Origin of the sequence: Streptomyces sp. NPDC047117 (assembly GCF_040643545.1) — a bacterium.
GTDB lineage: Bacteria > Actinomycetota > Actinomycetes > Streptomycetales > Streptomycetaceae > Streptomyces.
In genome coordinates this window covers 165,831-191,781 of record NZ_JBEYUN010000004.1, presented here as the reverse complement: position 1 = coordinate 191,781, position 25,951 = coordinate 165,831, and the positions used below count along the sequence as shown (strand labels likewise).

13 protein-coding genes are annotated in these 25,951 nt (G+C 72.4%); 10 read left to right on the top strand and 3 right to left on the bottom strand.

Annotation, left to right across the window (positions count from 1 at the left end):
• Positions 1–168: 168 nt before the first annotated feature.
• A complete protein-coding gene (locus ABZ840_RS09400) occupies positions 169–1,326 on the bottom strand; it encodes an Ig-like domain-containing protein (protein ID WP_361556560.1) in 1,158 nt (385 codons plus the stop codon).
• A gap of 252 nt (positions 1,327–1,578) precedes the next feature.
• Between ABZ840_RS09400 and glgX the strand changes: the two genes are divergently transcribed.
• From glgX to ABZ840_RS09375, 5 genes are all read left to right on the top strand, one after another.
• Entirely contained in the window at positions 1,579–3,771 is a 2,193-nt protein-coding gene (glgX, locus tag ABZ840_RS09395) for a glycogen debranching protein GlgX (RefSeq protein WP_361556557.1), read from the top strand.
• A 105-nt stretch (positions 3,772–3,876) separates the two neighbouring features.
• Positions 3,877–5,751, top strand: coding sequence for an ABC transporter ATP-binding protein (locus tag ABZ840_RS09390; RefSeq protein ID WP_361555868.1), 1,875 nt, complete (start codon positions 3,877–3,879; stop codon positions 5,749–5,751).
• Positions 5,748–7,625 carry an ABC transporter ATP-binding protein gene (locus ABZ840_RS09385; RefSeq protein WP_361555865.1) on the top strand — a complete coding sequence of 626 codons (1,878 nt, stop codon included), beginning with the start codon at positions 5,748–5,750 and terminating at the stop codon, positions 7,623–7,625. Before ABZ840_RS09390 ends, ABZ840_RS09385 begins: the two co-directional genes overlap by 4 nt.
• 305 nt (positions 7,626–7,930) lie before the next feature.
• Positions 7,931–9,967: a M4 family metallopeptidase gene (locus ABZ840_RS09380; protein WP_361555862.1), complete on the top strand. Its 2,037-nt coding sequence runs from the start codon at positions 7,931–7,933 to the stop codon at positions 9,965–9,967.
• 222 nt (positions 9,968–10,189) lie between these two features.
• Positions 10,190–11,818, top strand: a complete 1,629-nt coding sequence (locus ABZ840_RS09375; RefSeq protein WP_361555859.1) for a M4 family metallopeptidase — start codon at positions 10,190–10,192, stop codon at positions 11,816–11,818.
• A gap of 182 nt (positions 11,819–12,000) precedes the next feature.
• Here ABZ840_RS09375 and ABZ840_RS09370 read toward each other — a convergent pair whose 3' ends face one another.
• Together ABZ840_RS09370 and glgP are read right to left on the bottom strand one after the other, a co-directional pair.
• Positions 12,001–12,429, bottom strand: a complete 429-nt coding sequence (locus ABZ840_RS09370) for an NUDIX domain-containing protein (RefSeq protein ID WP_361555856.1) — start codon at positions 12,427–12,429, stop codon at positions 12,001–12,003.
• A gap of 134 nt (positions 12,430–12,563) precedes the next feature.
• Positions 12,564–15,203, bottom strand: coding sequence for an alpha-glucan family phosphorylase (glgP, locus tag ABZ840_RS09365; protein ID WP_361555853.1), 2,640 nt, complete (start codon positions 15,201–15,203; stop codon positions 12,564–12,566).
• A 418-nt stretch (positions 15,204–15,621) separates the two neighbouring features.
• Here glgP and ABZ840_RS09360 point away from each other — a divergent pair, with 418 nt between their 5' ends.
• The 5 genes from ABZ840_RS09360 (at position 15,622) to glgB (ending at position 25,798) form a co-directional block, all read left to right on the top strand.
• The gene (locus tag ABZ840_RS09360; RefSeq protein WP_361555850.1) at positions 15,622–16,896 is read left to right on the top strand and encodes a S8 family peptidase; all 1,275 of its coding nucleotides are present in this window, start codon (positions 15,622–15,624) and stop codon (positions 16,894–16,896) included.
• Positions 16,897–17,225: 329 nt separating this feature from the next.
• On the top strand, positions 17,226–19,217 hold the full coding sequence (locus tag ABZ840_RS09355) for an alpha-1,4-glucan--maltose-1-phosphate maltosyltransferase (RefSeq protein ID WP_361555847.1): 1,992 nt from the start codon (positions 17,226–17,228) through the stop codon (positions 19,215–19,217).
• Entirely contained in the window at positions 19,214–20,917 is a 1,704-nt protein-coding gene (treS, locus tag ABZ840_RS09350) for a maltose alpha-D-glucosyltransferase (RefSeq protein ID WP_361555844.1), read from the top strand. The genes ABZ840_RS09355 and treS overlap by 4 nt, the downstream gene beginning before the upstream one ends.
• Positions 20,918–21,294: 377 nt before the next feature.
• Entirely contained in the window at positions 21,295–22,899 is a 1,605-nt protein-coding gene (locus tag ABZ840_RS09345; protein WP_361555841.1) for a maltokinase, read from the top strand.
• A 61-nt stretch (positions 22,900–22,960) separates the two neighbouring features.
• Entirely contained in the window at positions 22,961–25,798 is a 2,838-nt protein-coding gene (gene glgB / locus ABZ840_RS09340; RefSeq protein WP_361555838.1) for a 1,4-alpha-glucan branching enzyme, read from the top strand.
• The last annotated feature ends 153 nt before the right edge of the window (positions 25,799–25,951 follow it).

Sequence of the window (25,951 nt, the reverse complement as noted above, 5' to 3'; positions counted from 1 at the left end):
CGCGCGCCTGCCGCCAGATAACCACACCGCGGACGGGAGGGGACTCCCCGGACATGTCACCGTTTCGTACCGACTGGTGAGGGTGGTACGGGACGTACGGAAGGGGCTCCGGCGGGCGTTCGATTCGGCCGGATAACGGCCGCCCCCGGGCCCGCCGGACGGCCGCGTTCAGTCGGCCGCGGAGCCCCGGAGCCACGCCTGCCACGTCATGTTCCAGCCACCCAGACCGTTGTCCGGGGCGACCGTGGTGTCACGGGAGCGGATCACCTCCACGATGTCGCCGATGAGCGAGGTCCGGTAGAACCAGCCCGCCGGGGTGTCCGGGCTGCCGCCCTGCTCGTCCCGCAGGCCGACGCAGCCGTGGCTGGTGTTGGCGGCCCCGAACGTGGCCCTGGGCGCCCAGTAGTTCCCGTGCAGGAACGTGCCGGAGGTGGTCAGGCGCAGCGCGTGCGGCACGTCGGGGATGTCGTACTCGCCCCCGAAGCCGACGGTGCCCCCGTCCATCCGGGTCATCGGGTGCCGTTCGAGGATCACCATCCGGCCGTTGTACGTCGGGTTGTCCTGGTCGCCCGCGGTCACCGGCAGCGTGGCGAGCGGTTTCCCGGCGCTCCGTACGGTCATGGTGTGCGCGGTCGCGTCAACAACGCTGGTCCGATCCCGGCCGATCCTGAAGCGGACCGTCTTGTGCTGGATCCCGTACACCCCCGGCGCCGCACGGACGTCCCGCAGCCGCAGCGCCATCGTGACCTCGGTGCCCGGCCGCCAGGGCTCGCGGGGCCGGAAGTCCAGCCGCCGGTCGCCGAACCAGTGGGGCGCGACGGTCACCTCGGGGCGCGCGGTGACGGTGACGGCGCGCTCGACGGCGGCCCGGTCGCGCACGGGGCGGTTGAAGTCGAAGGAGACGATCATCCCGGTGCCGACGGTGGAGCGGTGCTCGGGGCGGAAGAAGCCGACGATGCGGTGCTCGGGCACGTACGTGGTGAAGGAGGTGTGCCGGGCGGTGCGCCGGCCGCGGCCGTCCAGCGCCACGGCCTCGACGGTGTACCGGGAGGCGAGCGCGAGCGGGGCGCCGGCCGAGCGCCAGCCGCGCCCGTCGGGGGTGAGCCGGCCGGGCACCGGTTCGCTGCCGGTGTCGCCCGCGCGGGTGACCTCGACCCGCTCCAGCCGGCCGTCCGGCACCCGTACCTCGATGCGGTGGTCGGCGGGCACGCCGCGCGCGCCGTCGTCCGGATGCACCCGTACGGCCTCCTTCGGGGCGGGCGGCTCGTCCGACGTCCAGCCGCCGGGTCCCTGGCAGCCGGCGAGCAACGCGGCGCCCGCGAGCAGCGGTACGGCGGCCGTCCAGGGACGCCGGAGCGTTCGGTACGTCAGTGATCGGTTGGTCACGGTGGTCTCAACGAGCGCTCCCTTCGTGGGGAAACGTGACGTCCCGACCGGTTCGGGGAAGGAGGAGTGCAGGGAAGGATTGCCGGGAGGGCACGTCCACACACGCGGCCGGGACGCCGCGTACGGCACCGCCCGATCGAGTCGCGAGCCGCGGGAGGCTGCCACGTGTCGAGCGCGCTTGAGCAGGAGGCACTGCCGGACGAGGGCGGGGCGAGACCGGCCGCTGCCCCGGTCACGGTGCGGCCGGGGTCACCGCAGCCGCTCGGGGCGCGGTTCCGCTGCGGTCCGGACGGTGTCGCGGGGACGAACTTCGCGCTGTGGGCGGCGGGCGCCGAGTCGGTGGAGGTGTGCCTCTTTGACGACGCGGGCGTCGAGACCCGCCATCCGCTGGCGGAGCTGACCCACGAGATCTGGCACGGCTTCGTCCCCGGTGTGCTGCCGGGGACGCGGTACGGCTACCGGGTGCACGGCCGCTGGGACCCGTGGACCGGCGCCCGCTGGAATCCGGCGAAGCTGCTGCTCGACCCGTACGCGCGCGCGGTCGACGGGGACTTCCTGCTGCCGCCGGAGGTGTACGGGCATGTGCGGGACTGGCCCGAGCAGCACATAGCGGACACGGTGCGCGACGACCGGGACTCCGCGCCGCACGTCCCGAAGGGCGTCGTCGTCCACGACGACGTCCCCGGCGACGACTGGGAGGACGACCGCCGGCCGAAGACGCCGTGGGCCGATTCGGTGATCTACGAGCTGCACGTGCGCGGCTTCACCAAGCGGCACCCGGGCATCCCGGAGGAGCTGCGCGGCACGTACGCGGGGCTCGCACACCCGGCCGCGATCGGGCATCTGACCCGGCTCGGGGTCACGGCGGTCGAGCTGCTGCCCGTACATCAGTTCGCGCACGAGGACCATCTGCTGCGGCGCGGGCTGCGCAACTACTGGGGCTACAACTCCATCGGCTACTTCGCGCCGCACGCCGCGTACGCCGCTTCGGGGACGCGCGGCCAGCAGGTGGGCGAGTTCCGCCGGATGGTGCGGGCCCTGCACGACGCGGGCATCGAGGTCATCCTCGACGTGGTCTACAACCACACGGCCGAGGCGAACGAGATGGGCCCGATGCTGTCCCTGCGCGGGATAGACAACCGCGGCTACTACCGCCTCCAGCAGGACCCGCGCCGGTACGCCGACTACACCGGCTGCGGCAACACCCTGCACGTCGTGCAGCCGAACGTGCTGCGCCTGATCACCGACTCGCTGCGCTACTGGGTCACCGAGATGGGCGTGGACGGCTTCCGCTTCGACCTGGCCGCCGCGCTGGCCCGCTCCATGCACGACGTGGACATGCTCTCGCCGTTCCTCGCGGTGATCGCGCAGGACCCGGTGCTGCGCCGGGTGAAGCTGATCGCCGAGCCGTGGGACGTGGGGATGGGCGGCTACCAGGTCGGGGCCTTCCCGCCGCTGTGGACGGAGTGGAACGACCGGTACCGCGACACCGTGCGCGACTTCTGGCGCGGCGCCCAGCACGACGTCCGCGACCTGGGTTACCGGCTGTCCGGCTCCAGCGACCTGTACGCCTGGGGCGGCCGCCGCCCGCAGGCGTCGGTCAACTTCGTCACCGCGCACGACGGCTTCACCCTGCGCGACCTGGTCTCCTACGAGCACAAGCACAACGAGGCCAACGGCGAGAGCAACCGCGACGGCACGGACGACAACCGCTCATGGAACTGCGGCGCCGAGGGCGAGACCGACGACGCGGACGTACGGGCGCTCCGCCGTCGCCAGCTGCGCAACCTCCTCACCACACTGCTGCTCTCCACGGGCGTGCCGATGCTGGTCGCGGGCGACGAGCTGGGCCGCACCCAGCAGGGCAACAACAACGGCTACTGCCAGGACAACGAGCTGGGCTGGCTGGACTGGTCGCTGACGGAGGACCCGGAGTGGCGGCCGCTGACCGAGCTGGTCTCCCGGCTGATCGCGCTGCGCCGGGCGCATCCGGTGCTGCGCCGCCGGGCCTTCTTCTCGGGGCGGCCGAACGGCCCGGACGGGCTGCGGGACCTGGCGTGGTTCACGCCGGCGGGGACGGAGATGGCGGAGGGCGACTGGTACGCGCCCGCCGCGACGCTGGGCATGTTCCTGTCCGGGACGGACATCCCGCAGCGGGACGAGCGGGGGCTGCCGGTGACCGACGACAGCTTCCTGGTCCTGCTGCACGCCGGGCACGCACCGGGCCGCTTCACCCTGCCGGCCGCGCCGTGGGCCCGTACGTACGAGCTCCTCGTGGACACCGCGCGCGAGGACCAGGAGGCGGAACCGGGGACGGCGTACGAGGCGGGCACCGAGGTGGAGCTGCCGGGACGGGCGGTGTGGCTGCTGCGGGCCGGACGGTGAGCCGCTGACGGACGGCGCGCGGCGCTCCCCCGGGCCCAACTGCCGTCCCCCGGCGGGAAAAAACCGCATGAGGATTGTCAGTGGCGACTTCTACGCTCACTGCTGATGAGCGCTGCAGTGAAACGCCCCGAGCCCGCCGTCCCTCCGCCCCGCTCCGCCGTACGGTCACTGCTGCGGCTGTGGCCGTACGTCCGCCCCGTACGCGCCCGGCTGTCCGGCGCCGCGGTCGTCGCCGTCCTCGCGTCCTGCATGGGCCTGCTGATCCCGCTGGTGCTGAAGTGGCTGGTCGACGGGCCGGTGGCGCGGCGGGACGCGGGCGGCATCTGGCTGGGCGGCGGGCTCCTGCTGCTCCTCGGGCTGGCCGAGGCGGGGCTCTTCGGGCTGCGCCGGTGGCTGGTGGCGCGCCCCCTGGCGCGCGTCGAGGCGTCGATGCGGAACGCCCTCTACCACCATCTGCAGCGGCTGCCGGTGACCTTCCACGACCGCTGGCCCTCGGGGCAGCTGCTCTCGCGCGGCACGACCGACCTTCAGCTGCTGCGCATGTTCCTGGCGTTCCCGCTGACGTTCCTGTTCGTCAACGGCGTCACCATCCTGGTCGGCTTCGCCATTCTCCTCGCCCAGCGCTGGACGCTGGGCCTGGTGCTGCTCGCGCCGCTCGTGCCGCTGATGGTGCTCTGCTACGTGTTCGAGGCGAAGTACTCGGTCGCGGCGCGCCGTTCGCAGGACCAGGTGGGCGACCTGACCACGCTGGTCGAGGAGTCGGTGCTCGGCATCCGCATCATCAAGGGCTTCGGCCGGCACCGCGCCCAGGCCCGCGCGTACACCGCCCTCACCCACGAGCTGCGCGGCACCGAGCTGCACAAGGCGCGGCTGCTCGCGGCGATCTGGGGCGTGATCACGTTCCTGCCGGAGACCGCCATCGGCGCCGCGCTGGTCCTCGGCACGGTCCAGGTCGCGGACGGGGACCTGTCGGCGGGCACGCTCGTGGCGTTCCTCTCCACCGCGCTGGCGCTGCGCTGGCCGGTGGAGTCCATCGGCTTCCTGCTGGCCATCAGCAACGAGTCGGCCACCGCGGCCGACCGGTACTTCGAAGTGCTGGACGCCCCGCCGGCGGACACCGACGACGCGTCCCCGAGCGCCGCGGCCCGCGCCCCCGCTCCCGGCACCCCGGCCCCCGACGGACTCGCCTTCACGGGGGTGGAGTTCCGCTACCCCGACGCGCCGCCGGGCGCCCCGCCCACGCTGCGCGGCGTCGACCTGCACATCCGGCCGGGCGAGACGATGGCGCTGGTGGGCGCGACCGGCAGTGGCAAGACCACGCTCACCGCGCTGGTGCCGCGGCTGTACGACGCGACCGGCGGCCGGATCACCGTGGACGGCCGGGACATCATGGCCCTGCCGCGCGACGAGCTGCGCTCCCTGGTCGCGGTGGCGTTCGAGGAGCCGACGCTCTTCTCCGCCACCGCGGCGGAGAACGTCCTGATGGGCGGCGAGGAGGCGGGCGAGGACGGCGTCGAGCGGGCGCTGCGGACCGCCCAGGCGCAGGAGTTCGTCGCCGCGCTCCCGCAGGCCGGGCACACCCAGGTCGGCGAGCAGGGCCTGAGCCTGTCCGGCGGCCAGCGGCAGCGGCTCGCGCTGGCCCGCGCGGTGGTCGGAACGCCGCGCTTCCTGGTCCTGGACGATCCGCTCTCCGCGCTGGACGTGCACACCGAGGCACGGGTCGAGACGGCGCTGCGGGAGGTCCTGGCCGCCACCACCGCGCTGATCGTCGCGCACCGCCCGTCCACGGTGCTGCTCGCCGACCGGGTCGCGCTCCTCTCCGGCGGCCGGATCACCGCCGTCGGCAGCCACCAGCAGCTGCTGCGCGAGAACGCCGAGTACGCCCATCTGATGTCCGGCGCCGACCTGGCGGGGGACGGCCCGGACGCCGCGCCGCGTGCCGCCGCGCCGCACCGCACCACCAAGGAGACGGAGCGATGACCACGACCACGACCGCGGCCGGCCGGCCTCCCGAGGACAGCGGCGCGGACCCGGCCGCCTCCCCCGGTTCCGCGCCCGCCGAGGACCCCTTCGACCGGGACGTCCTGCCCACCCCCAAGGGCGCCTCGCTCACCCTGCTCCGCTCGCTGCTGCGCCCGTACCTCGGCCGCGGCCGGCTCACGGTCGTCCTGCTGCTGCTCCAGCAGGCCGCCGTGCAGGCGGGCCCGCTGCTGGTCGCGTACGCCATCGACCACGCCGTGCCCGCGCTGCGGGCGCACGACCACGGCCCGCTGCTGGCCGTCGGCGCGGGCTATCTGGCGTGCGCGCTGGCCGCCGGCGCGCTCCAGTACGCCTTCACCCGCTCCTGCTCCCGGGTCAGCCAGGACGTCCTGCGCGACCTGCGCGGCCGGATCTTCCGGCACGCCCAGGCGCTCAGCCTGGACTTCCACGAGCGCTACACCTCGGGCCGGCTGATCTCCCGCTCCACCACCGACGTCGAGAGCCTGCGCGAACTCCTCGACGACGGCCTGCAGGAGCTGGTCGGGGTCGTGCTGTCGATGGTGTACGTGACGGCGATGCTGCTGTACCTGGACTGGGGCCTGGGCGCCGCGGCGCTCCTGTCGACGGGCCCCCTGCTGCTCCTGATCCGCTCCTTCCAGCGCCGCTCCCTGGCCGTCTACAAGCGCCGCTCGACGGCCATCGCGGCGGTCATCGTGAAGTTCGCCGAGACGCTCAACGGCATCCGCCCCGTGCAGGCCTTCCGCCGCGAGCGGCCCAACGACACCGAGTTCGCCCGCCTGAACCACGTCCACGAGCGGGCCAACGGCACCGCCATCCTGGAGATGGCCCGGTACGTCGTCCTCTCCCGCACGTGCGCCAACATCGCCCTCGCGGCCATCGTGCTGTGGGGCGCCTACCGGGTCGCCACCGGCTCGCTGGCCCTCGGCGTACTCGCCGCCGGCGTCCTCTACCTGCGCCGGCTGTACGACCCGATCGACCGCCTGGGCATGTTCCTCAACGCCTACCAGTCGGCGGCCGCTTCCCTGGAGAAGATCGCCGGCCTGCTGGCCCAGCGCCCCGCCGTCCCCGAACCGGCCGCGCCCGTCGCCCTGCCCCCGGCCGCCGACGGCAGCCCCGGGCGCGAAGTGGTCTTCTCCGGCGTCCGGTTCGCCTACCGCACCGGCGGCGAGGTGCTGCCCCGATTCGACCTCACGCTGACCGCGGGCAGCACGGTCGCGGTCGTCGGCAGCACGGGAGCGGGCAAGTCCACGCTCGCCAAGCTGCTGGCCCGCTTCTACGACCCGAGCTCGGGCCGGGTCCTCCTGGACGGCGTGGACCTGCGCGACCTGTCCACCGCCGAGCTGCGGCGCGGCGTCGTGATGGTCACCCAGGAGGCGTTCCTGTTCTCCGGCACGGTCGCCGAGAACATCGCCGTCGGCCGCCCGGACGCGACCCGCGCCGAGGTCGAGGCGGCGGCACGGGCCATCGGCGCGCACGAGTTCATCAGCGCGCTCCCCGACGGCTATGACACGGATGTGCGCAAGCGCGGCGGCCGCATCTCCGCCGGCCAGCGCCAGCTGGTCTCCTTCGCCCGCGCGCTCCTCGCCGATCCGGCGGTCCTCGTCCTCGACGAGGCCACCTCCTCCCTCGACATCCCCGGCGAACGCGCCGTCCAGCGCGCCATGCACACCGTCCTCCGCGACCGCACCGCCGTGGTCATCGCCCACCGCCTGTCCACGGTCCGGATCGCCGACCGCGTCCTGGTCATGGAGCACGGCCGGATCATCGAGGACGGCGCCCCCGACCGGCTCATCGCCGACCGCGGCCACTTCGCCGACCTGCACAGCGCCTGGAAGGAGAGCCTGGCGGGGTGACGGCCCCGCGCCTCGCCGCGGGGGGCCGGGCGGGCTGATCGGCCGTGATGGTTGACCGCTATACGAACGCCGACCGCCGCTCTACGGACGGTTTCCGGCCATGTTCTTGAAGGGATCCTGACAACCGGGCGTGGGTGGTGGGAAGCTGCGCGGCAGTCGAAACGGGTCCCCACAGCACCACCGCCCGCTCCGGCCACGTATGCACCGCTCCCCCCACACGCACTTGTTCTGCCCGGGCGGCCACCCAGCCGACCGGTCCCCTCGGCCGCGGCCCATCCCGTCGCGGCCTCGCAGAAGGAGCCAGCGTGACACGCACCCCCCATGGACGTTCCGGACAGGCCCGCAGACGTGCGACGGCCACCGGCACCCTCGTCGCCGTGACCGCCCTGCTCGCCGTCGGCGTACAGACCGGCGCGGGCAATGCGGCCCCCAACCCCGGCGTCACCCACGTCCAGCCCCGCGCGGGCGCACTGCCCGCCAAGCTCTCCCCCTCGCAGCGTGCGGAGCTGCTGAAGGAGGCGGCGGCCACCACCGCGCAGACGGCGAAGAAGCTCCAGCTCGGAGCCGAGGAGAAGCTGGTCGTCCGCGACGTCCAGCAGGACCGGGACGGCACCACCCACACCCGGTACGAGCGCACCTACAAGGGCCTGCCCGTCCTCGGCGGCGACCTCGTCGTGCACGAGACCCGCACCGGCAAGGTCCAGCGGGTCACCAAGGGCGTCAAGGCCCGGATCGCCGTGCCGAGCACCAAGGCGGCCGTCACGCCGGCGACCGCCGAGTCCAAGGCCCTGAAGGTCTCGAAGGCGGAGGGCGCCGAGAAGACCGACGCCAAGGAGCCCCGCAAGGTCGTCTGGGCGGCGAACGGCAAGCCGGTCCTCGCGTACGAGACCGTGGTCGGCGGCGTACAGGACGACGGCCAGACGCCCAACCGGCTGCACGTCGTCACCGACGCCACCACCGGCGAGAAGCTGTTCCAGTACCAGGAGATCGAGCAGGGCACCGGCAACAGCCAGTACAGCGGCAAGGTGACCATCGGGACCGCGCCGTCGTACACCATGACGGACACCACGCGCGGCAACCACAAGACGTACAACCTCAACCACGGCTCGTCCGGCACCGGCACGCTCTTCAGCGACCCGGACGACGTGTGGGGCGACGGCACTCCGCAGAACGTCCAGACCGCGGGCGTGGACGCCGCGTACGGCGCCCAGCTCACCTGGGACTACTACAAGAGCGTGCACGGCCGCAGCGGCATCAAGGGCGATGGCGTCGGCGCGTACAGCCGGGTCCACTACGGCAACAACTACGTCAACGCCTTCTGGGACGACAGCTGCTTCTGCATGACCTACGGCGACGGGGCCGGCAACGCGGCGCCGCTCACCTCGATCGACGTGGCGGCCCACGAGATGACGCACGGCGTCACCTCCGCCACCGCCGACCTCGTCTACAGCGGTGAGTCCGGTGGCCTGAACGAGGCGACCTCCGACATCTTCGCGGCGGCCGTCGAGTTCAACGCCAACAACCCCGAGGACCCGGGCGACTACTTCATCGGCGAGAAGATCGACATCAACGGCGACGGCACCCCGCTGCGCTACATGGACAAGCCCAGCAAGGACGGCGCGTCCAAGGACTTCTGGTACTCCGGCGTCGGCAACGTCGACGTGCACTACTCCTCCGGCATCGCCAACCACTTCTTCTACATGCTGTCCGAGGGCAGCGGTGCGAAGGTCGTGAACGGCGTGCAGTACGACAGCCCGACGTCCGACGGGAAGTCCGTGCCGGGCATCGGCCGGGCCAACGCCGAGAAGGTCTGGTTCAAGGCGCTCACCCAGTACATGAGCTCCAACACCAACTACGCGGCGGCGCGCACCGCCACCCTCAATGCCGCCGCCGACCTCTTCGGCAAGGACACCCCGACCTACAACACGGTCGCCAACACCTGGGCCGCGGTGAACGTCGGCAGCCGCGTCGGCGACGGCGGCGACCCCGACCCGGGCGGCAACGTCTACGAGAACAACACCGCGGTGGCGATCCCGGACGCGGGCGCCGCGGTCACCTCGTCGATCGCCGTGAACCGGACCGGCAAGGCCCCGAGCACGCTCAAGGTCGGCGTGGACATCACCCACAGCTACCGCGGTGACCTCGTCATCGACCTGGTCGCGCCCGACGGCACGGCGTACCGCCTGAAGAACTCCAGCTCCTGGGACTCGGCGGCGGACGTGAAGACCACCTACACGGTCAACGCCTCCTCGGAGAACGCCGGCGGCACCTGGAAGCTGCGGGTCCGCGACGTGTACTCCGGTGACACCGGCCGCGTGAACGGCTGGAAGCTGACCTTCTGATCCGGAACTCCGGCAGACGGATCAACCAGGAGGGCCACCCCCGCCGTTCGGCGGGGGTGGCCCTCCTCCGCTATCCGGACGACAGCTCGCTCTTTGCGAACAAATTGCAAACCGGCCCCAATTACCCGGTGACAGTCGCGCGTTGGAATGGCACGCTGACCCCGCACGTACCACCCGCATCGCTTTGCACCCCCACCACTTGGCAAAGTTGAAGGAGCACGCGTGACCCCCCACATATCGCGTACCACCCGTATCGCCGGTGCCTCCGTCGCCGCGGCAGCACTGCTCGCCGCCGGCATCGCCACCGGCACGGCGGGCGCGGCCCCCACCTCCCACGAGGCCGCCGGCGCGCCCGTGAAGATGACCGCCTCGCACCGCGCGGAGCTGCTGCGCGACGCGCAGGCCACCAAGGCGAAGACCGCCGAGGAGCTCGGGCTCGGCGCCAAGGAGAAGCTGGTCGTCAAGGACGTCATCAAGGACGCCGACGGCACCACGCACACCCGCTACGACCGCACCTACGACGGCCTGCCCGTCCTCGGTGGCGACCTGGTCGTGCACGAGGCCAAGGGCGGCGCCGTCAAGTCGACCTCCAAGGCCACGAAGGCCGGCATCAAGGTCGCCTCCACCAGCGCGAAGATCGCCCCGAAGAAGGCCGCGGCGTCGGCCCAGTCGGTGTCCGGGAAGACCGAGGGCATCAAGAAGTCCGACGCGGCCACCCCGAACAAGGTGATCTGGGCCGCCTCCGGCAAGCCGGTCCTGGCGTACGAGACCGTGGTCAAGGGCGTCCAGAAGGACGGCACGCCCAGCGAACTGCACGTCATCACCGACGCCAACACCGGCAAGAAGCTGTTCCAGCGCCAGGCGATCGAGACCGGCGCCGGCACCAGCATGTACAGCGGCAAGGTCGAACTGGCCACCAAGAAGGGCAGCGGCGGCTACGAGCTGACCGACGACAGCCGCGGCGGCCACTCCACGCTCGACCTGGGCGGCAAGGAGAGCGGCGAGGGCAAGCTGCTCACGGACGAGGACGACAAGTGGGGCACCGGCAAGGGTGACGACCCGCAGACCGCCGCCGTCGACGCCGCGTACGGCGCCCAGGTCACCTGGGACTACTACAAGAGCGTGCACGGCCGCAGCGGCATCAACGGCGACGGCAAGGGCGCGACCTCCCGCGTGCACTACGGCCAGAACTACGTGAACGCGTTCTGGGACGACAGCTGCTTCTGCATGACGTACGGCGACGGCGAGGGCAACACCCACCCGCTGACCGCGCTGGACGTGGCGGCGCACGAGATGTCGCACGGCGTCACCTCGGCCACCGCGAACCTGGAGTACAGCGGCGAGTCGGGCGGCCTGAACGAGGCCACCTCCGACATCTTCGGCACCTCGACGGAGTTCAGCGCCAAGAACGCCGAGGACCCGGGCGACTACCTCATCGGCGAGAAGATCGACATCAACGGTGACGGCACCCCGCTGCGCTACATGGACAAGCCCAGCAAGGACGGCCAGTCGCTGGACTTCTGGAAGGAGGGCGCCGGCGACGTCGACGTGCACTACTCCTCGGGCATCGCCAACCACTTCTTCTACCTGCTGTCCGAGGGCAGCGGCGCCAAGGAGATCGACGGCGTGAAGTACGACAGCCCGACCGCCGACGACTCCAAGGTCGAGGGCATCGGCCGGGACAAGGCCGAGAAGATCTGGTACAAGGCGCTGACCGCGTACATGACCTCGACGACCGACTACAAGGCGGCCCGCGAGGCGACCGTGAAGGCGGCCACCGACCTGTACGGCGCGGACGGCGCCGAGGTCAAGGGCGTCGAGGCGGCCTGGACGGGCGTCAACGTGAAGTAACGCTTCGCCACATGGCTCCCCTTACAGTCCGGGGAGTTTAGGGGGGCGGGTCGGCCGGTGGGCGTTGTCCACAGGGTGATCCGCTTCCCGCACCGCACACAGGCCGAGCGGTGTCCGGGGGCTCCCGATATCCCTCCGGGCACCGCTCCTCCATGTCGCGGGGCCGGTCGCTCGGCCGTCGGTCAGGACAGGGCGCCGGCCTTGCGCAGGCCGTCGGTGGCGGCCGGCGACAGGCTCGTGTGCGGGAGATCGGTCAGCGGGAACCAGGCCACGGCGTCCGTGGAGCCGTCGGCTTCGGTGACCGCCGTCGGGCCGTCCTCCAGCGCGACGGCGTAGAACAGGCCGGTGAGCTGCCAGTCCACCCCGAGCCGCCGGACCTCGTAGGTCCGCGCGTCCAGCAGCCCGGCCTCCCGGACTTCCCGGCCGGTCTCCTCGCGCAGTTCGCGTACCAGCGCGTCGACGGGCTGCTCGCCGGGGTCGATGCCGCCGCCCGGGAGATGCCACTGGCCGGGCGTGAAGATCGGCGAGGCGTCGGACAGCCGGGTCAGCAGCGCCCGGTCCTCCGCCACCACGATCCCGTACGCCGAGACCCGTGTCCGTACCTGGCTCATGATTCCGCCCCCGTGAAGCCGTCCGGCCGCTCCTGCGCGACCGGCTGTGGGCAGCAGCCTATGGCGTGCGGGAAGGGCGGGGCTTCGCGGTACGGCGCCGTGCCGGGGTGTTCGTGGCACGGCGCCGCACCGGGTCAACGGAGCAGTACCCCGGCCGCTTCGCCCGTGGCCTCCGAGGGGGCCGCGATCAGGCCCATCTCGGCGCCGGTGGCGAGGAGGGGGTGGGCGGGGAGGATGCGGACGGTGTAGCCGAAGGGGCCCGTCCGGTCCAGCACCAGCGGTCCCTCGTAGAGCCAGCGGCCCTCCAGGTCGGGCCCGCCGGCCGGCTTCAGCGCCGCGGTGAGCGGGTCGGCGATCCGGTCGGACTCGTCGACCCGGCCGGAGACCAGCTGCACCTCCACGTCCTCAGGAGCCAGCTCGTCCAGCGCGACCCGGACGCGGAGCGCCAGGGTGCCGCCCAGTTCGGCCTGCCCGTTGGCGGGCGCGGCCGCGCTGCCGGTCTCGACGTGGTCGACGGCGACCCGCGGCCAGGCCTCGCGCACCCGGGTCTTCCACCGCGCGAGGTCGCGCGCGGCGTCCGGGGTGAGGGCGCGGTGCGCCTGCGCGGCGGGGGCGTAGAGCCGCTCGACGTACTCGCGGACCATCCGCCCCGCCAGCACCTTCGGGCCGAGGGTCACCAGCGTGCGGCGGACCATCTCGACCCAGCGGTGCGGTACGCCCGCCTCGTCGCGCTCGTAGTAGCGGGGCGCGACGCGCTGTTCGAGGAGTTCGTAGAGGGCCGCGGCTTCGAGGTCGTCGCGGCGTTCCTCGTCGGTGGCGGTGCCGTCGGCGGTCGGGATGGACCAGCCGAAGTCCGGCTCGTACCACTCGTCCCACCAGCCGTCGAGGACGGAGAGGTTGAGCGCGCCGTTGAGGGCGGCCTTCATGCCGGAGGTGCCGCAGGCCTCCAGGGGGCGCAGCGGGTTGTTCAGCCAGATGTCGCAGCCCGGGTAGAGCTTCTGCGCCATCGCCATGCCGTAGTCGGGCAGGAAGACGATGCGGTGCCGGACGCGCGGATCGTCGGCGAAGCGGACCAGTTCCTGGACGAGGCGCTTGCCGCTGTCGTCGGCGGGGTGTGCCTTGCCGGCGACCACGATCTGGATCGGGCGCTCCGGGTGGAGCAGCAGCTCCATGAGCCGGTCGCGGTCCCGGAGCATGAGGGTGAGCCGCTTGTAGGACGGCACGCGGCGGGCGAAGCCGATGGTGAGGACGTCGGGGTCGAGGACCTGGTCGATCCAGCCCAGTTCGGCGGTGGCGGCGCCGCGCTGCCGCCAGGAGGCGCGCAGCCGCATCCGTACCTCGGTGACCAGCTGTTCGCGCAGGGTGCGGCGGAGGTCCCAGATGGCGGGGTCGGAGATGTCGGCCACCGCCGACCAGCGTTCGGAGCCGCCGACGGTGAGGGCGTCCTCGGTGCGGGTGGCGCCGATCTGTTTGGCGCCGAGGCGGAAGACCTCGGGGGCGACCCAGGTGGGCGCGTGCACGCCGTTGGTGACGGAGGTGATCGGTACCTCGTCGGCGTCGAACCCGGGCCAGAGTCCGGCGAACATCTCCCGGCTGACCCCGCCGTGCAGCGTGGAGACGCCGTTGGCGCGCTGGGCGAGCCGGAGGCCCATGACGGCCATGTTGAAGACGTTGGGTTCGCCGCCGGGGTAGCTCTCCATGCCGAGGCCGAGGATCCGGGCGGCGTCGATGCCGGGGAGCTCGCCGTCGGGGCCGAAGTGCCGGGCGACCAGTTCGCGGTCGAAGCGGTCGATGCCGGCGGGTACCGGGGTGTGGGTGGTGAAGACGGTGCCGGACCGGACGGCTTCCAGGGCGCTGTCGAAATCGAGCCCGCCGGCGTCCTCTTCGGACAGTTCGCGGATGCGTTCCAGGCCGAGGAAGCCGGCGTGGCCCTCGTTGGTGTGGAAGACCTCGGGGGCGGGATGGTCGGTGAGCCGGCAGTACGTACGGACCGCCCGTACGCCGCCGATGCCGAGCAGCATCTCCTGGAGGAGGCGGTGCTCGCTGCCGCCGCCGTAGAGGCGGTCGGTGACCTGGCGCTCGCCGGGTCCGTTCTCCTCGACGTCGGAGTCGAGGAGGAGCAGGGGGACGCGGCCGACGCGGGCCTGCCAGATGTACGAGCGCAGGCGCCGGCCGCCGGGGAGGGCGAGGGAGACCTGTGCGGGGCTGCCGTCGGCCTCGCGGAGCAGCTCCAGTGGCAGCTCGTTGGGGTCGAGGACCGGGTAGTGCTCCTGCTGCCAGCCCTCGCGGGAGAGGGTCTGGCGGAAGTAGCCGTGGCGGTAGAGCAGCCCGACGCCGATCAGCGGGACGCCGAGGTCGGAGGCGGCCTTGAGGTGGTCGCCGGCAAGGATGCCGAGGCCGCCGGAGTACTGCGGCAGGGCCGCGGTGATGCCGAATTCGGGCGAGAAGTAGGCGACGGCCTCGGGCAGGGCGCCGTCGACGGACTGGTACCAGCGGCGGCCGGCGAGGTAGTCCTGCAGTTCGTCGGCGCAGGCGGTGAGCCGGCGCAGGAAGCGGCGGTCGGCGGCGAGCTCGGCGAGGCGTTCGCCGGTGGCGGTGCCGAGGAGCTGGACGGGGTCGGCCCCGGGCCGCTGCCGGCCTTCGGGGTCCAGGGCATGGAAGAGTTCGCGGGTTTCGGTGTGCCAGGACCAGCGCAGGTTCCGCGCCAGTTCGCTGAGCGGTCGTAGGGACGGGGGAAGGACAGGGCGCACGGTGAATCGACGAATGGCCTTCACGCTCCGACCGTAGCGGCGGCTCGGCCGCGGCAACCACAGCGCGCGGCCCGTGCCGCGGACAACCGCTCGAAAGGCCCGCCCCTCGCGCCAGGTGTGCCCCCGTGCGCCTCTTGCCGGCCGGAGGGTACGCCTCTTGGCCGAGGTGCCTGCCCCGGAGCGCGGCTCCGGGCGCGTCGGGGGGTGCCCGGCCGGGCGCGGGGAGCGGGCGGGGCGCGGGAATCCGGCCAGAAATCACCGCAACCTTCGCCACGGATCGCTCACCCGATATGGCCGATTCCGCCCCCTCGTCCTCTCTTGTACGGACTCCGGGCCCACGGAAGGCTGCAGGATGGCGTCGGTGGAGCGCGGCGCGGCAGCCGGCGCCACGGAACGGCAACACCCTTGCCCGCCTGTCGAGTTGAAGAGGGGAACTCCGTACATGGCCTGGACACGAATAGCCCGGCGACGGCTGGCGGCGGGGGGTACGGCCGCCACCTCGGCGGCCCTGCTCTGTGCCGCCGCGCTGCCCGCCCACGCCGCGCCGCCCGAGGGCCGGATCCTGGGAGCGGGGGCGACCGGCGCGGTGCGCAGCAGCTACATCGTCACCCTCGAGGCGGGCGCCCGGGGTGTCGAGGCACGCTCGGCGGCGGGCAAGGGCCTGGCGGCCAAGTACGGGGTGTCGATCCGCCGGACGTACCACAAGGCCATCAACGGCTATGCCATCCGGGCGAACGAGGCCCAGGCCCGGCGTCTCGCGGCCGATCCGGCCGTGGCGGCGGTGAGCCAGAACCGCACGGTGCGGCTGACGGACACGGTGGCGACCCCGGGCGGTGACGCGGCGACGGCGGACAGCGCCGCGACGGCCGCGGGCGGCACCCGCAAGAACCCGCCGTCCTGGGGGCTGGACCGGATCGACCAGGAGAGCCTGCCGCTGGACAAGTCCTACACGGCACCCGCGACGGGCGGCGCCGGGGTGCAGGTGTACGTGCTGGACACCGGCGTGCGCACCGCCCACGGGGACTTCGGTGGCCGCGCCAGAAGCGGGTGGGACTTCGTCGGCAACGACGCGGACGCGAGCGACGAGAACGGTCACGGTACCCATGTGGCCGCCACCATCGCGGGCAGGACGTTCGGCGTCGCCGACAAGGCCCGCATCGTGTCGGTACGGGTGCTGGACGCCAAGGGGGCGGGCACCACCGAAAACGTCATCGCCGGCATCGACTGGGTGGCGAAGCACGCGCAGAAGCCCGCGGTGGCCAACCTGAGCCTGGGCAGCATGGCCTCGCCGCAGCTGGACCAGGCGGTGCGCAACGCCGTGAAGGCCGGGGTGACGTTCACCGTCGCGGCCGGGAACGACGGCCTGCCGGCCGACCTGTTCTCGCCCGGCCGGGTGCGGGAGGCCCTCACCGTCGGCGCCACCAGCAGCAAGGACGTACGCGCCGACTTCTCCAACTGGGGCCCTGGCGTGGACCTGTTCGCGCCCGGTGTAGGGATCACGTCGGCGTGGCACACGGACAACGCGGCCTCGAAGACGCTCTCCGGCACTTCGATGGCCGCGCCGCACGCAGCGGGTGCCGCCGCCCTGTACCTGGCGGACCACCCGGGGGCGACCCCGCAGAAGGTGGGGGACGCGCTGGTCGGCCGGGCTTCGGCGGGCCAGGTGAAGAGCGCACTGGGATCACCGAACCGACTGCTCCGGGTCGAAGGCTCCTGACGGAGTCCCTTCAGGACCGGCACCACGGCCGGCTCCGCCCGAGGGCGGGGCCGGTCCGTTGCTGTCCGCATGCCGCGCGGCCGGTACGTCCGTCTTGATCGACGTGCGCTGTTACGTACGAGTAGTTCATCCGCGGGCGGATTGCCCGGCCGCGGCGCGTGGGAAGGCTCAGTCGGAACCCTCGCTGCGTGCCCCCCTCGCGTGTCCCGCCCTGCGCACCTCCAACCGAGTGAAAGGCGACAGGACCGTTCATGCCCGCAACCCGTAAGCCCGCCGCGGAGATACAAAGGACAACACCCCGCAAAGTGTCCCAAGTCTCAGGTGATCCCATGATCGGTCGCATTCCCGTCCTGGACGTCCGTCCCCAGATCGACTGCGGGCGCCGCCCGGCCAAGGCGGTGACCGGCGAAACCTTCGAAGTGTCCGCCACCGTCTTCCGCGAAGGGCATGACGCGGTCGCCGCCAACGTGGTGCTGCGCGATCCGAACGGCAGGAGCGGGCCGTGGACGCCGATGCGGGAGCTGGCGCCGGGCACGGACCGGTGGGGCGCGCGGATCACCCCGGACGCCGAGGGCCGGTGGACGTACACCGTGGAGGCCTGGTCGGATCCGGTGACCACCTGGCGGCGCACGGCACAGGTCAAGATCCCGGCCGGCCAGGACACCGGCCTGGTGCTCGCCGAGGGCGCCTCGCTGCACGAGCGGGCGGCGGCCGGGGTGCCGAAGAACGCGGGGCGCGAGTCGATCCTCCGGGTGGCCGACTCGCTGCGGGACGAGAATCTCCCGGCCGCCACCCGGCTGGCCGCCGCGCTCACCCCCGAGGTGCTGGACACCCTCGGCCGGTACCCGCTGCGCGAACTGGTCAGCGCCTCCCGGCCGATGCCGCTGCTGGTGGAGCGGCGCCGGGCGCTGTACGGCTCGTGGTACGAGCTGTTCCCGCGCTCGGAGGGGGCGTACGAGGCACCCGACGGGACCATGGTCAGCGGCACGTTCCGGACCGCGGCCGAGCGGCTGCCGGACATCGCCGCGATGGGCTTCGACGTGGTGTACCTGCCGCCGGTCCACCCGATCGGCACGACGCACCGCAAGGGCCCGAACAACACGCTCTCCGCCGGCCCGCACGACGTCGGCTCGCCGTGGGCCATCGGTTCGGCCGAGGGCGGCCACGACGCGCTCCACCCGGACCTGGGCACCTTCGAGGACTTCGCGCACTTCGTGCAGACCGCGCGGGACCTGCGGATGGAGGTCGCGCTGGACTTCGCCCTGCAGTGTTCGCCGGACCATCCGTGGCTGGACAAGCATCCGGAGTGGTTCCACCACCGCGCCGACGGGACCGTCGCGTACGCCGAGAACCCGCCGAAGAAGTACCAGGACATCCACCCGATCGCCTTCGACGCCGACTTCCGCGGCCTGGTGAAGGAGACCGAGCGGCTGCTGCGCTTCTGGATGGAGAAGGGCGTCCGCATCTTCCGGGTGGACAACCCGCACACCAAGCCGGTGGTGTTCTGGGAGAAGGTGATCTCGGACATCAACCGCACCGACCCCGACGTGATCTTCCTGGCCGAGGCGTTCACCCGCCCCGCCATGATGCGCACCCTCGCGCAGGTCGGCTTCCAGCAGTCCTACACCTACTTCACCTGGCGCAACTCCAAGCACGAGCTCACCGAGTACCTCACCGAGCTCTCCCGGGATTCGGCCTCCTGCATGCGGCCGAACCTGTTCGTGAACACCCCGGACATCCTGCACGCGTACCTCCAGCACGGCGGCCGGGCGGCTTTCGAGGTACGCGCGGTGCTCGCGGCGACGCTCTCCCCGACGTGGGGGGTCTACGCCGGATACGAGCTCTGCGAGGGGACTCCGGTACGAGACGGGAGCGAGGAGTACCTGGATTCGGAGAAGTATCAGCTGCGTCCCCGGGATTGGCAGACAGCGGCTCGCGAGGGCCGTAGCATCGCTCCCCTCATCACGGCACTCAACCGGCTGCGCCGCCGTCATCCGGCACTCCAGCAGTTGCGTGATCTGCACTTCCATCATGTCGACAACGACGCGATCCTCGCCTACTCCAAGCGCGAGGGCGCCGACGTGGTGCTCACGGTCGTGAACCTGGACCCGCACCACACCCACGAGGCGACGGTGTCGTTGGACATGCCGGAGCTCGGCCTCGACCGGCACGAGTCCGTACCGGTGCGCGACGAGCTCACCGGCGAGACCTACCACTGGGGCAGGGACAACTATGTGCGCCTGGAGCCGGGCAGTGGCATTGCGCCCGCGCACGTGCTGTCCCTGCGACCGTCCTCACCGATCGGAGGGTCACCCAATTGATCGTCAATGAGCCCGTCCCCGACACGTTCGAGGACACTCCGGCCAAGGACCGCGATCCCGACTGGTTCAAACGGGCCGTCTTCTACGAAGTCCTGGTGCGGTCGTTCCAGGACAGCAACGGGGACGGCATCGGCGACCTCAAGGGCCTGACGGCCAAGCTGGATCATCTGCAGTGGCTGGGCGTCGACTGCCTCTGGCTGCCGCCGTTCTTCAAGTCCCCCCTGAGGGACGGCGGTTACGACGTCAGCGACTACACCTCGGTGCTGCCGGAGTTCGGGGACCTCGCCGACTTCGTGGAGTTCGTGGACGCCGCGCACCAGCGCGGCATGCGGGTGATCATCGACATGGTGATGAACCACACCAGCGACCAGCACCCGTGGTTCCAGGAGTCCCGCAGCGATCCCGAAGGGCCGTACGGCGACTACTACGTCTGGGCGGACGACGACAAGCAGTACCAGGACGCCCGGATCATCTTCGTCGACACCGAGGCGTCCAACTGGACCTTCGACCCGGTCCGCAAGCAGTACTACTGGCACCGCTTCTTCTCCCACCAGCCGGACCTCAACTACGAGAACCCGGCCGTCCAGGAGGAGATGATCTCGGCCCTGCGCTTCTGGCTGGACCTGGGCATCGACGGCTTCCGGCTGGACGCCGTGCCCTACCTCTACGCCGAGGAGGGCACCAACTGCGAGAACCTCCCGCAGTCGCACGCCTTCCTCAAGCGGGTGCGGGCCATGGTCGACACGCACTACCCGGACACGGTGCTGCTGGCCGAGGCCAACCAGTGGCCGGAGGACGTGGTCGACTACTTCGGCGACGCGGAGTCCGGCGGCGACGAGTGCCACATGGCGTTCCACTTCCCGGTGATGCCGCGCATCTTCATGGCGGTACGCCGCGAGTCCCGCTACCCGGTCTCGGAAATCCTCGCCAAGACCCCGGCGATCCCGTCCGGCTGCCAGTGGGGCATCTTCCTCCGCAACCACGACGAGCTGACCCTCGAAATGGTCACGGACGAAGAGCGCGACTACATGTACGCGGAGTACGCCAAGGACCCGCGGATGCGCGCCAACATCGGCATCCGCCGCCGGCTCGCGCCCCTGCTGGACAACGACCGCAACCAGATCGAGCTGTTCACCGCCCTGCTGCTCTCCCTGCCCGGCACGCCGATCCTGTACTACGGCGACGAGATCGGCATGGGCGACAACATCTGGCTGGGCGACCGGGACGCGGTGCGCACCCCCATGCAGTGGACGCCGGACCGCAACGCCGGCTTCTCCTCCTGCGACCCCGGACGGCTCTTCCTGCCGACCATCATGGACCCGGTCCACGGCTACCAGGTGACCAACGTCGAGGCCGCGATGTCCTCGCCGGCGTCCCTGCTGCACTGGACCCGGCGCATGATCGAGATCCGCAAGCAGAACCCGGCCTTCGGCCTGGGCACGTACACCGAACTGCCGTCGTCCAACCCGGCGGTCCTGGCCTTCCTCCGCGAGTACGAGGACGACCTGGTCATGTGCGTGCACAACTTCTCGCGCTTCGCCCAGCCCACCGAGCTGGACCTGCAGTCGTTCGACGGCCGCCACCCGGTCGAACTGATCGGCGGCGTGCGCTTCCCCGCGATCGGCCAGCTGCCCTATCTGCTGACCCTCGCGGGGCACGGCTTCTACTGGTTCCGGCTGCGCAAGGACGCGGTGGCCTAGCCGGAAAAATGTTCGGACGCCGGCCGCGCTCATGGGCCGGTGCCACGCGGGCGCCCCGCGAGGAGCGCCCGCACACCGCCGCGTACGGGCCCGTCGCGCCGGCCGTCCGGCCGCGTCGGGGGCATGCATTACCCGCCCGTACATGCACGCAAGGCGTGTTCGGGAGTTTTTCGACCTTTCGCCCGGGCAGTCTCCCTACTGCCGCACGGGCCGGACGATCCTCGCGCCGCGCCTGCGGGCGTGGGGACTCCTGCCGCAGATTCCGCTGCCGTACGGACGATCCTCGCCCGACACGTCCCGCACCGCCCCACAGTAAAGGCCGTATTCCGGGACACTTTGCCGTAGCTGTCGTGTGCCCGGGGAAAGGACGCGACGTCATGTCGGAAACCGCCTCGACCCGTGCTCTGCAAGGCCGGCACCACCGGCCGCCCGTCACCGCCGCGCCCGGGCTGCTGCCCTCGCTCGTCCCCCTGCTGCGCGAATGGGTGCCACGGCAGCGGTGGTTCGCGGGCAAGGGCCGCCCGGTCGCCGGTTTCGACCTGGTCTCCGCCGCCGAACTGCTGCCCGTCGAGGGGTCCGCGGCGCCCGGAATGCTGCACCTCCTCGTCCGCGCCCGGCAGCCGGGACCGCCGGCCCGCACCCCGGCGGACGACGACTGCTACCAGCTGCTGCTCGGCGTGCACCGCACGCTGCCGCCGCGCCTCGCCCACGCCCTGATCGGCCGCCCGGAGGAGGGGCCGCTGGCCGGGCGGACGGTCTACGACGCGCTGCTGGACCCCCGGCTCTGCGCACTGCTGCTGGAACGGCTCCGGGTGCCGGGGCAGCTGGGCGCGCTCCGCTTCACCGTGGCGCCGGACACCGCCGTCGCCTCCGGGCTCACCGCCCGGCCGCTGACCACCGAGCAGTCCAACACCTCGGTGGTGTTCGGCGACGCCTACATCCTGAAGGTCTTCCGCCGGGCCTCCCCCGGCCTCAACCCCGACCTGGAACTGCCGCTGGCGCTGGCCCGCGCCAAGTGCTCCCGGGTGCCGCCGCCGGTGGCCTGGTTCGAGTCAACGGCGGCCGGCCCGGTGAAGCCGGCCGACGGCCCCCGCCATCACGCCGCAGAACCGATCACTCTCGGCGTGCTCACCCCGTTCCTGGACGGCTCGGCCGACGGCTGGCAGCTCGCGCTCAACGCCCTCTCGGTACGCGCCGACTTCACCGGCTCGGCGCGCGCGCTGGGCCACGCCACTGCCGAGGTGCACACCGCGCTCGCCGAGACGCTCCCCACCACAGAGCTGCGCCGCACCCACCTGGAGCTGATCGCCGCCGGCATGACCGAGCGGCTGGACGCGGCGGCCCGCGCCGTCCCGGCGCTGCGCCCGTACCGCAACCGGCTGCGCGCCGCCTTCCAGGCGCTGACCACGCTCGGCGAGGACGGCCGTGCCTTCGCCGCGCAGCGCATCCACGGCGACCTGCACCTGGGCCAGACGCTGCGCACCGCCGGCGAGGGCCGCTGGTCGGTCATCGACTTCGAGGGCGAGCCGGCCCGGCCGCTGGCGGAAAGGCGCGATGTCCAGCCCGCGGTGCGGGACGTCGCCGCTATGCTCCGGTCCTTCGACTACGCGGCGCGCAGCGGCCCCGGCGGCGGCGACGCCTGGTCGCTGGAGTGGGCGCGGCGCGCACGGGCCGCGTTCTGCCGCGGTTACGCCGAGGCCGGCGGCCTGGACCCGGACTCCGTTCCGGAGCTGATGCGCGCGTACGAGACCGACAAGGCCGTGTACGAGGTGCTCTACGAGGCCCGGCACCGGCCGGACTGGCTGCCCATCCCGATGGCCGCCGTCCGCCGGCTCGCCGGTGCCGACCCCCGCCTCGGCACCGACCCGCACCTGACGACCGACCCCCATGTGGCCGCGGGGCCCGACCCCTACGCCGACACGGAACCGGAGGAGGGCGACCCGACGTTCACCGCCTCCGCCCCGCCCGAGGACCGCAGCTGACCACCGTGCACAGCGCTTCGATCCCCCGACCGCCCGACCGCCCCGCCAGGAGGCTCCTCCCGTGACCCCCCGTCCGCCGTCCCGCCCCTCGTCCGACCCCGCCGCAGCGCCCGACGCCGACGTACCGCACACCTTCCTGCCGGCCCCCGCCCGGCCGGAGAAGGAGCAGGAGGCGCCGCCCGCCCAGCGCACCGGGCCCGGCCCGGAGGCGGAGGCGGCCGCCGAACCCGCCGCGCAGCCGGCGCGGAAGAAGACCTCGCGTGCGAAGCCGGCCCGCGGCGGCGCCGAGCCGTCCGACGCGCCGGCCACCGAGGTGAAGCCGTCCGGGACCTCGGTGACCGGTGCCCCGGCGGCCGGGGAACCGGCCACCGGGGCTACCGCAAAGAAGCCCGCCGCCCGGAAGAAGACCGCCGCGAAGAAGACCCCGGCCAAGAAGGCCACGGCGAAGAAGACCACGGCCGCTGCGGCCGGGAAGGCCGCCGCGAAGACGACCGCCGAGGCGCCCGCGAAGAAGGCCGCCGAGAAGGCGGAACCCAAGAAGCCCGCCGGCCGGAAGGCGGCGGCCCCGGCCCCCGCGAAGGTCGCCGCCGCGCGGACCCCGGCCACGCAGGCCGCCGCGGCGAAGATCCCGGCCGCACAGGTCCCGGCCGACCGGGCCGCCGCGTCGACGGTGTCCGCCGCGAAGGGCGGCGTGCTGCCCGCGTCCCCGCTGGGCGACACCGACCGCGGCCGGCTGCTGTCCGGTACGCACCACGACCCGCACGCGGTGCTCGGCGCGCACCCGGTGGGCGGCGGGATCCTCTTCCGCACGCTGCGCCCGTACGCCACCTCGGTGGCCGTGCTCGCCGAGGGGCTGCGGGCCGAGCTGCCGCACGAGGGTGACGGGATCTTCGCCGGGGTGCTGCCGCTGCCGGAGATCCCCGACTACCGGCTGGTGGTCACCTACGGCGACGGCCCGGACGGCCACGAGGTGACCGTCCACGACCCGTACCGCTTCCTGCCCGCCATCGGCGAGCTCGACCTGCACCTGATCGGCGAGGGCCGGCACGAGGAGCTGTGGCAGGCGCTCGGCTCCCGGGTCATGGAGCACGAGGGCGTGCCCGGCACCCGCTTCACGGTCTGGGCGCCGAACGCGCAGGGCGTCCGCGTCGCCGGGAACATGAACTACTGGGACGGCACGGTCTACCCGATGCGCTCCCTCGGCTCCACCGGCGTGTGGGAGCTGTTCGTGCCGGGGCTGGGCGAGGGCGAGCTGTACAAGTTCGACATCGCCCGCCCGGACGGCAGCCACACGCTGCGCATCGATCCGATGGCCCGGCGGACCGAATGCCCGCCCGCCAACGCCTCCGTCATCGACGTGTCACGCCACGAGTGGAGCGACGCGGAGTGGATGGCGCGCCGGGCCGAACGCCCGGTGCACACCGCGCCGTTGTCCGTCTACGAGGTCCATCTGCCGTCCTGGCGGCCGGGCCTGTCCTACCGCGAACTCGCCGAGCAGCTTCCCGCGTACGTCAAGGACCTGGGCTTCACGCACGTGGAGCTGATGCCGGTCGCGGAGCACCCCTTCGGCGGGTCGTGGGGTTATCAGGTCACCGGCTTCTACGCGCCGACCGCCCGGCTCGGCTCGCCGGACGACTTCAAGTACCTGGTCGACGCGCTGCACCGGGCCGGCATCGGCGTGATCATGGACTGGGTGCCGGCGCACTTCCCGCGCGACGACTGGGCGCTCGCGGAGTTCGACGGGCGGACGCTGTACGAGCACGAGGACCCGGCGCGCGCCGCGCACCCCGACTGGGGCACCCTCGAATTCGACTACGGCCGCACGGAGGTCCGTAACTTCCTGGTCGCCAACGCCGTCTACTGGTGCTCCGAGTTCCACATCGACGGGCTGCGTGTGGACGCCGTCGCCTCGATGCTCTACCTGGACTACTCCCGGGAGCACGGCGAGTGGACGCCCAACCAGTACGGCGGCCGGGAGAACCTGGACGCGGTCGCCTTCCTCCAGGAGATGAACGCCACGGTCTACCGGCGCTGCCCGGGCGTGGTGACCATCGCCGAGGAGTCCACCGCGTGGGACGGCGTCACCCGCGCCACGCACCACGTCGGGCCCGGCGGCTTCGGCGGTCTGGGCTTCGGCCTGAAGTGGAACATGGGCTGGATGCACGACTCGCTGGTCTACATGTCCAAGGAGCCGGTGCACCGCAAGTACCACCACAACGACATGACGTTCTCGATGGTGTACGCCTACTCCGAGAACTACGTGCTGCCCATCTCGCACGACGAGGTCGTGCACGGCAAGCGGGCGCTGGTCTCGAAGATGCCCGGCGACTGGTGGCAGCAGCGCGCCAACCACCGTGCGTACCTGGGCTTCATGTGGTCCCACCCGGGCAAGCAGCTGCTCTTCATGGGCCAGGAGTTCGCGCAGGGCGCCGAGTGGTCCGAGGAGCAGGGCCCCGACTGGTGGCTGCTGGACCCGGCGTACGACGCGGCGCCGGACCACCGCGGCGTCCGCGACCTGGTCCGTGAGCTGAACCGGCAGTACGCGGCCACCCCGGCGCTGTGGGAGCGGGACACCGACCCGGGCGGCTTCGCCTGGATCGACGGCGGCGCGTGGGAGGACAACGTCCTCTCGTTCGTGCGCTACGACGCCGCCGGCGAGCCGCTGCTCGCGGTCGCCAACTTCTCGCCGGTGGTGCGGCACGAGTACCGCCTCGGGGTGCCGGAGAACGTCCCGTCCTGGCGGGAGGTGCTCAACACCGACGAGGAGCGGTTCGGCGGCAGCGGCGTGACCAACACCGGGGAGCTGAAGTCCGAGCCGGTGCCGTACCACGGCCGCTCCGCCTCCATCGCGCCGGTGCTGCCGCCGCTCGCCACGATCTGGCTGCGCCCCGAGGGCTGACGGCCGTACCGACGTGCTTGCGGGCCGGTGTCGCACCCCCTGCTCGTACGCACAAGAAAGGGGCCCGCCGGCGTCTGCCGCCGGCGGGCCCCGTTCCCCCGTGATCCCCCGTACCCCCGTTCACCGGCGGCTTCCCGCCGGCCCTGCCGACTC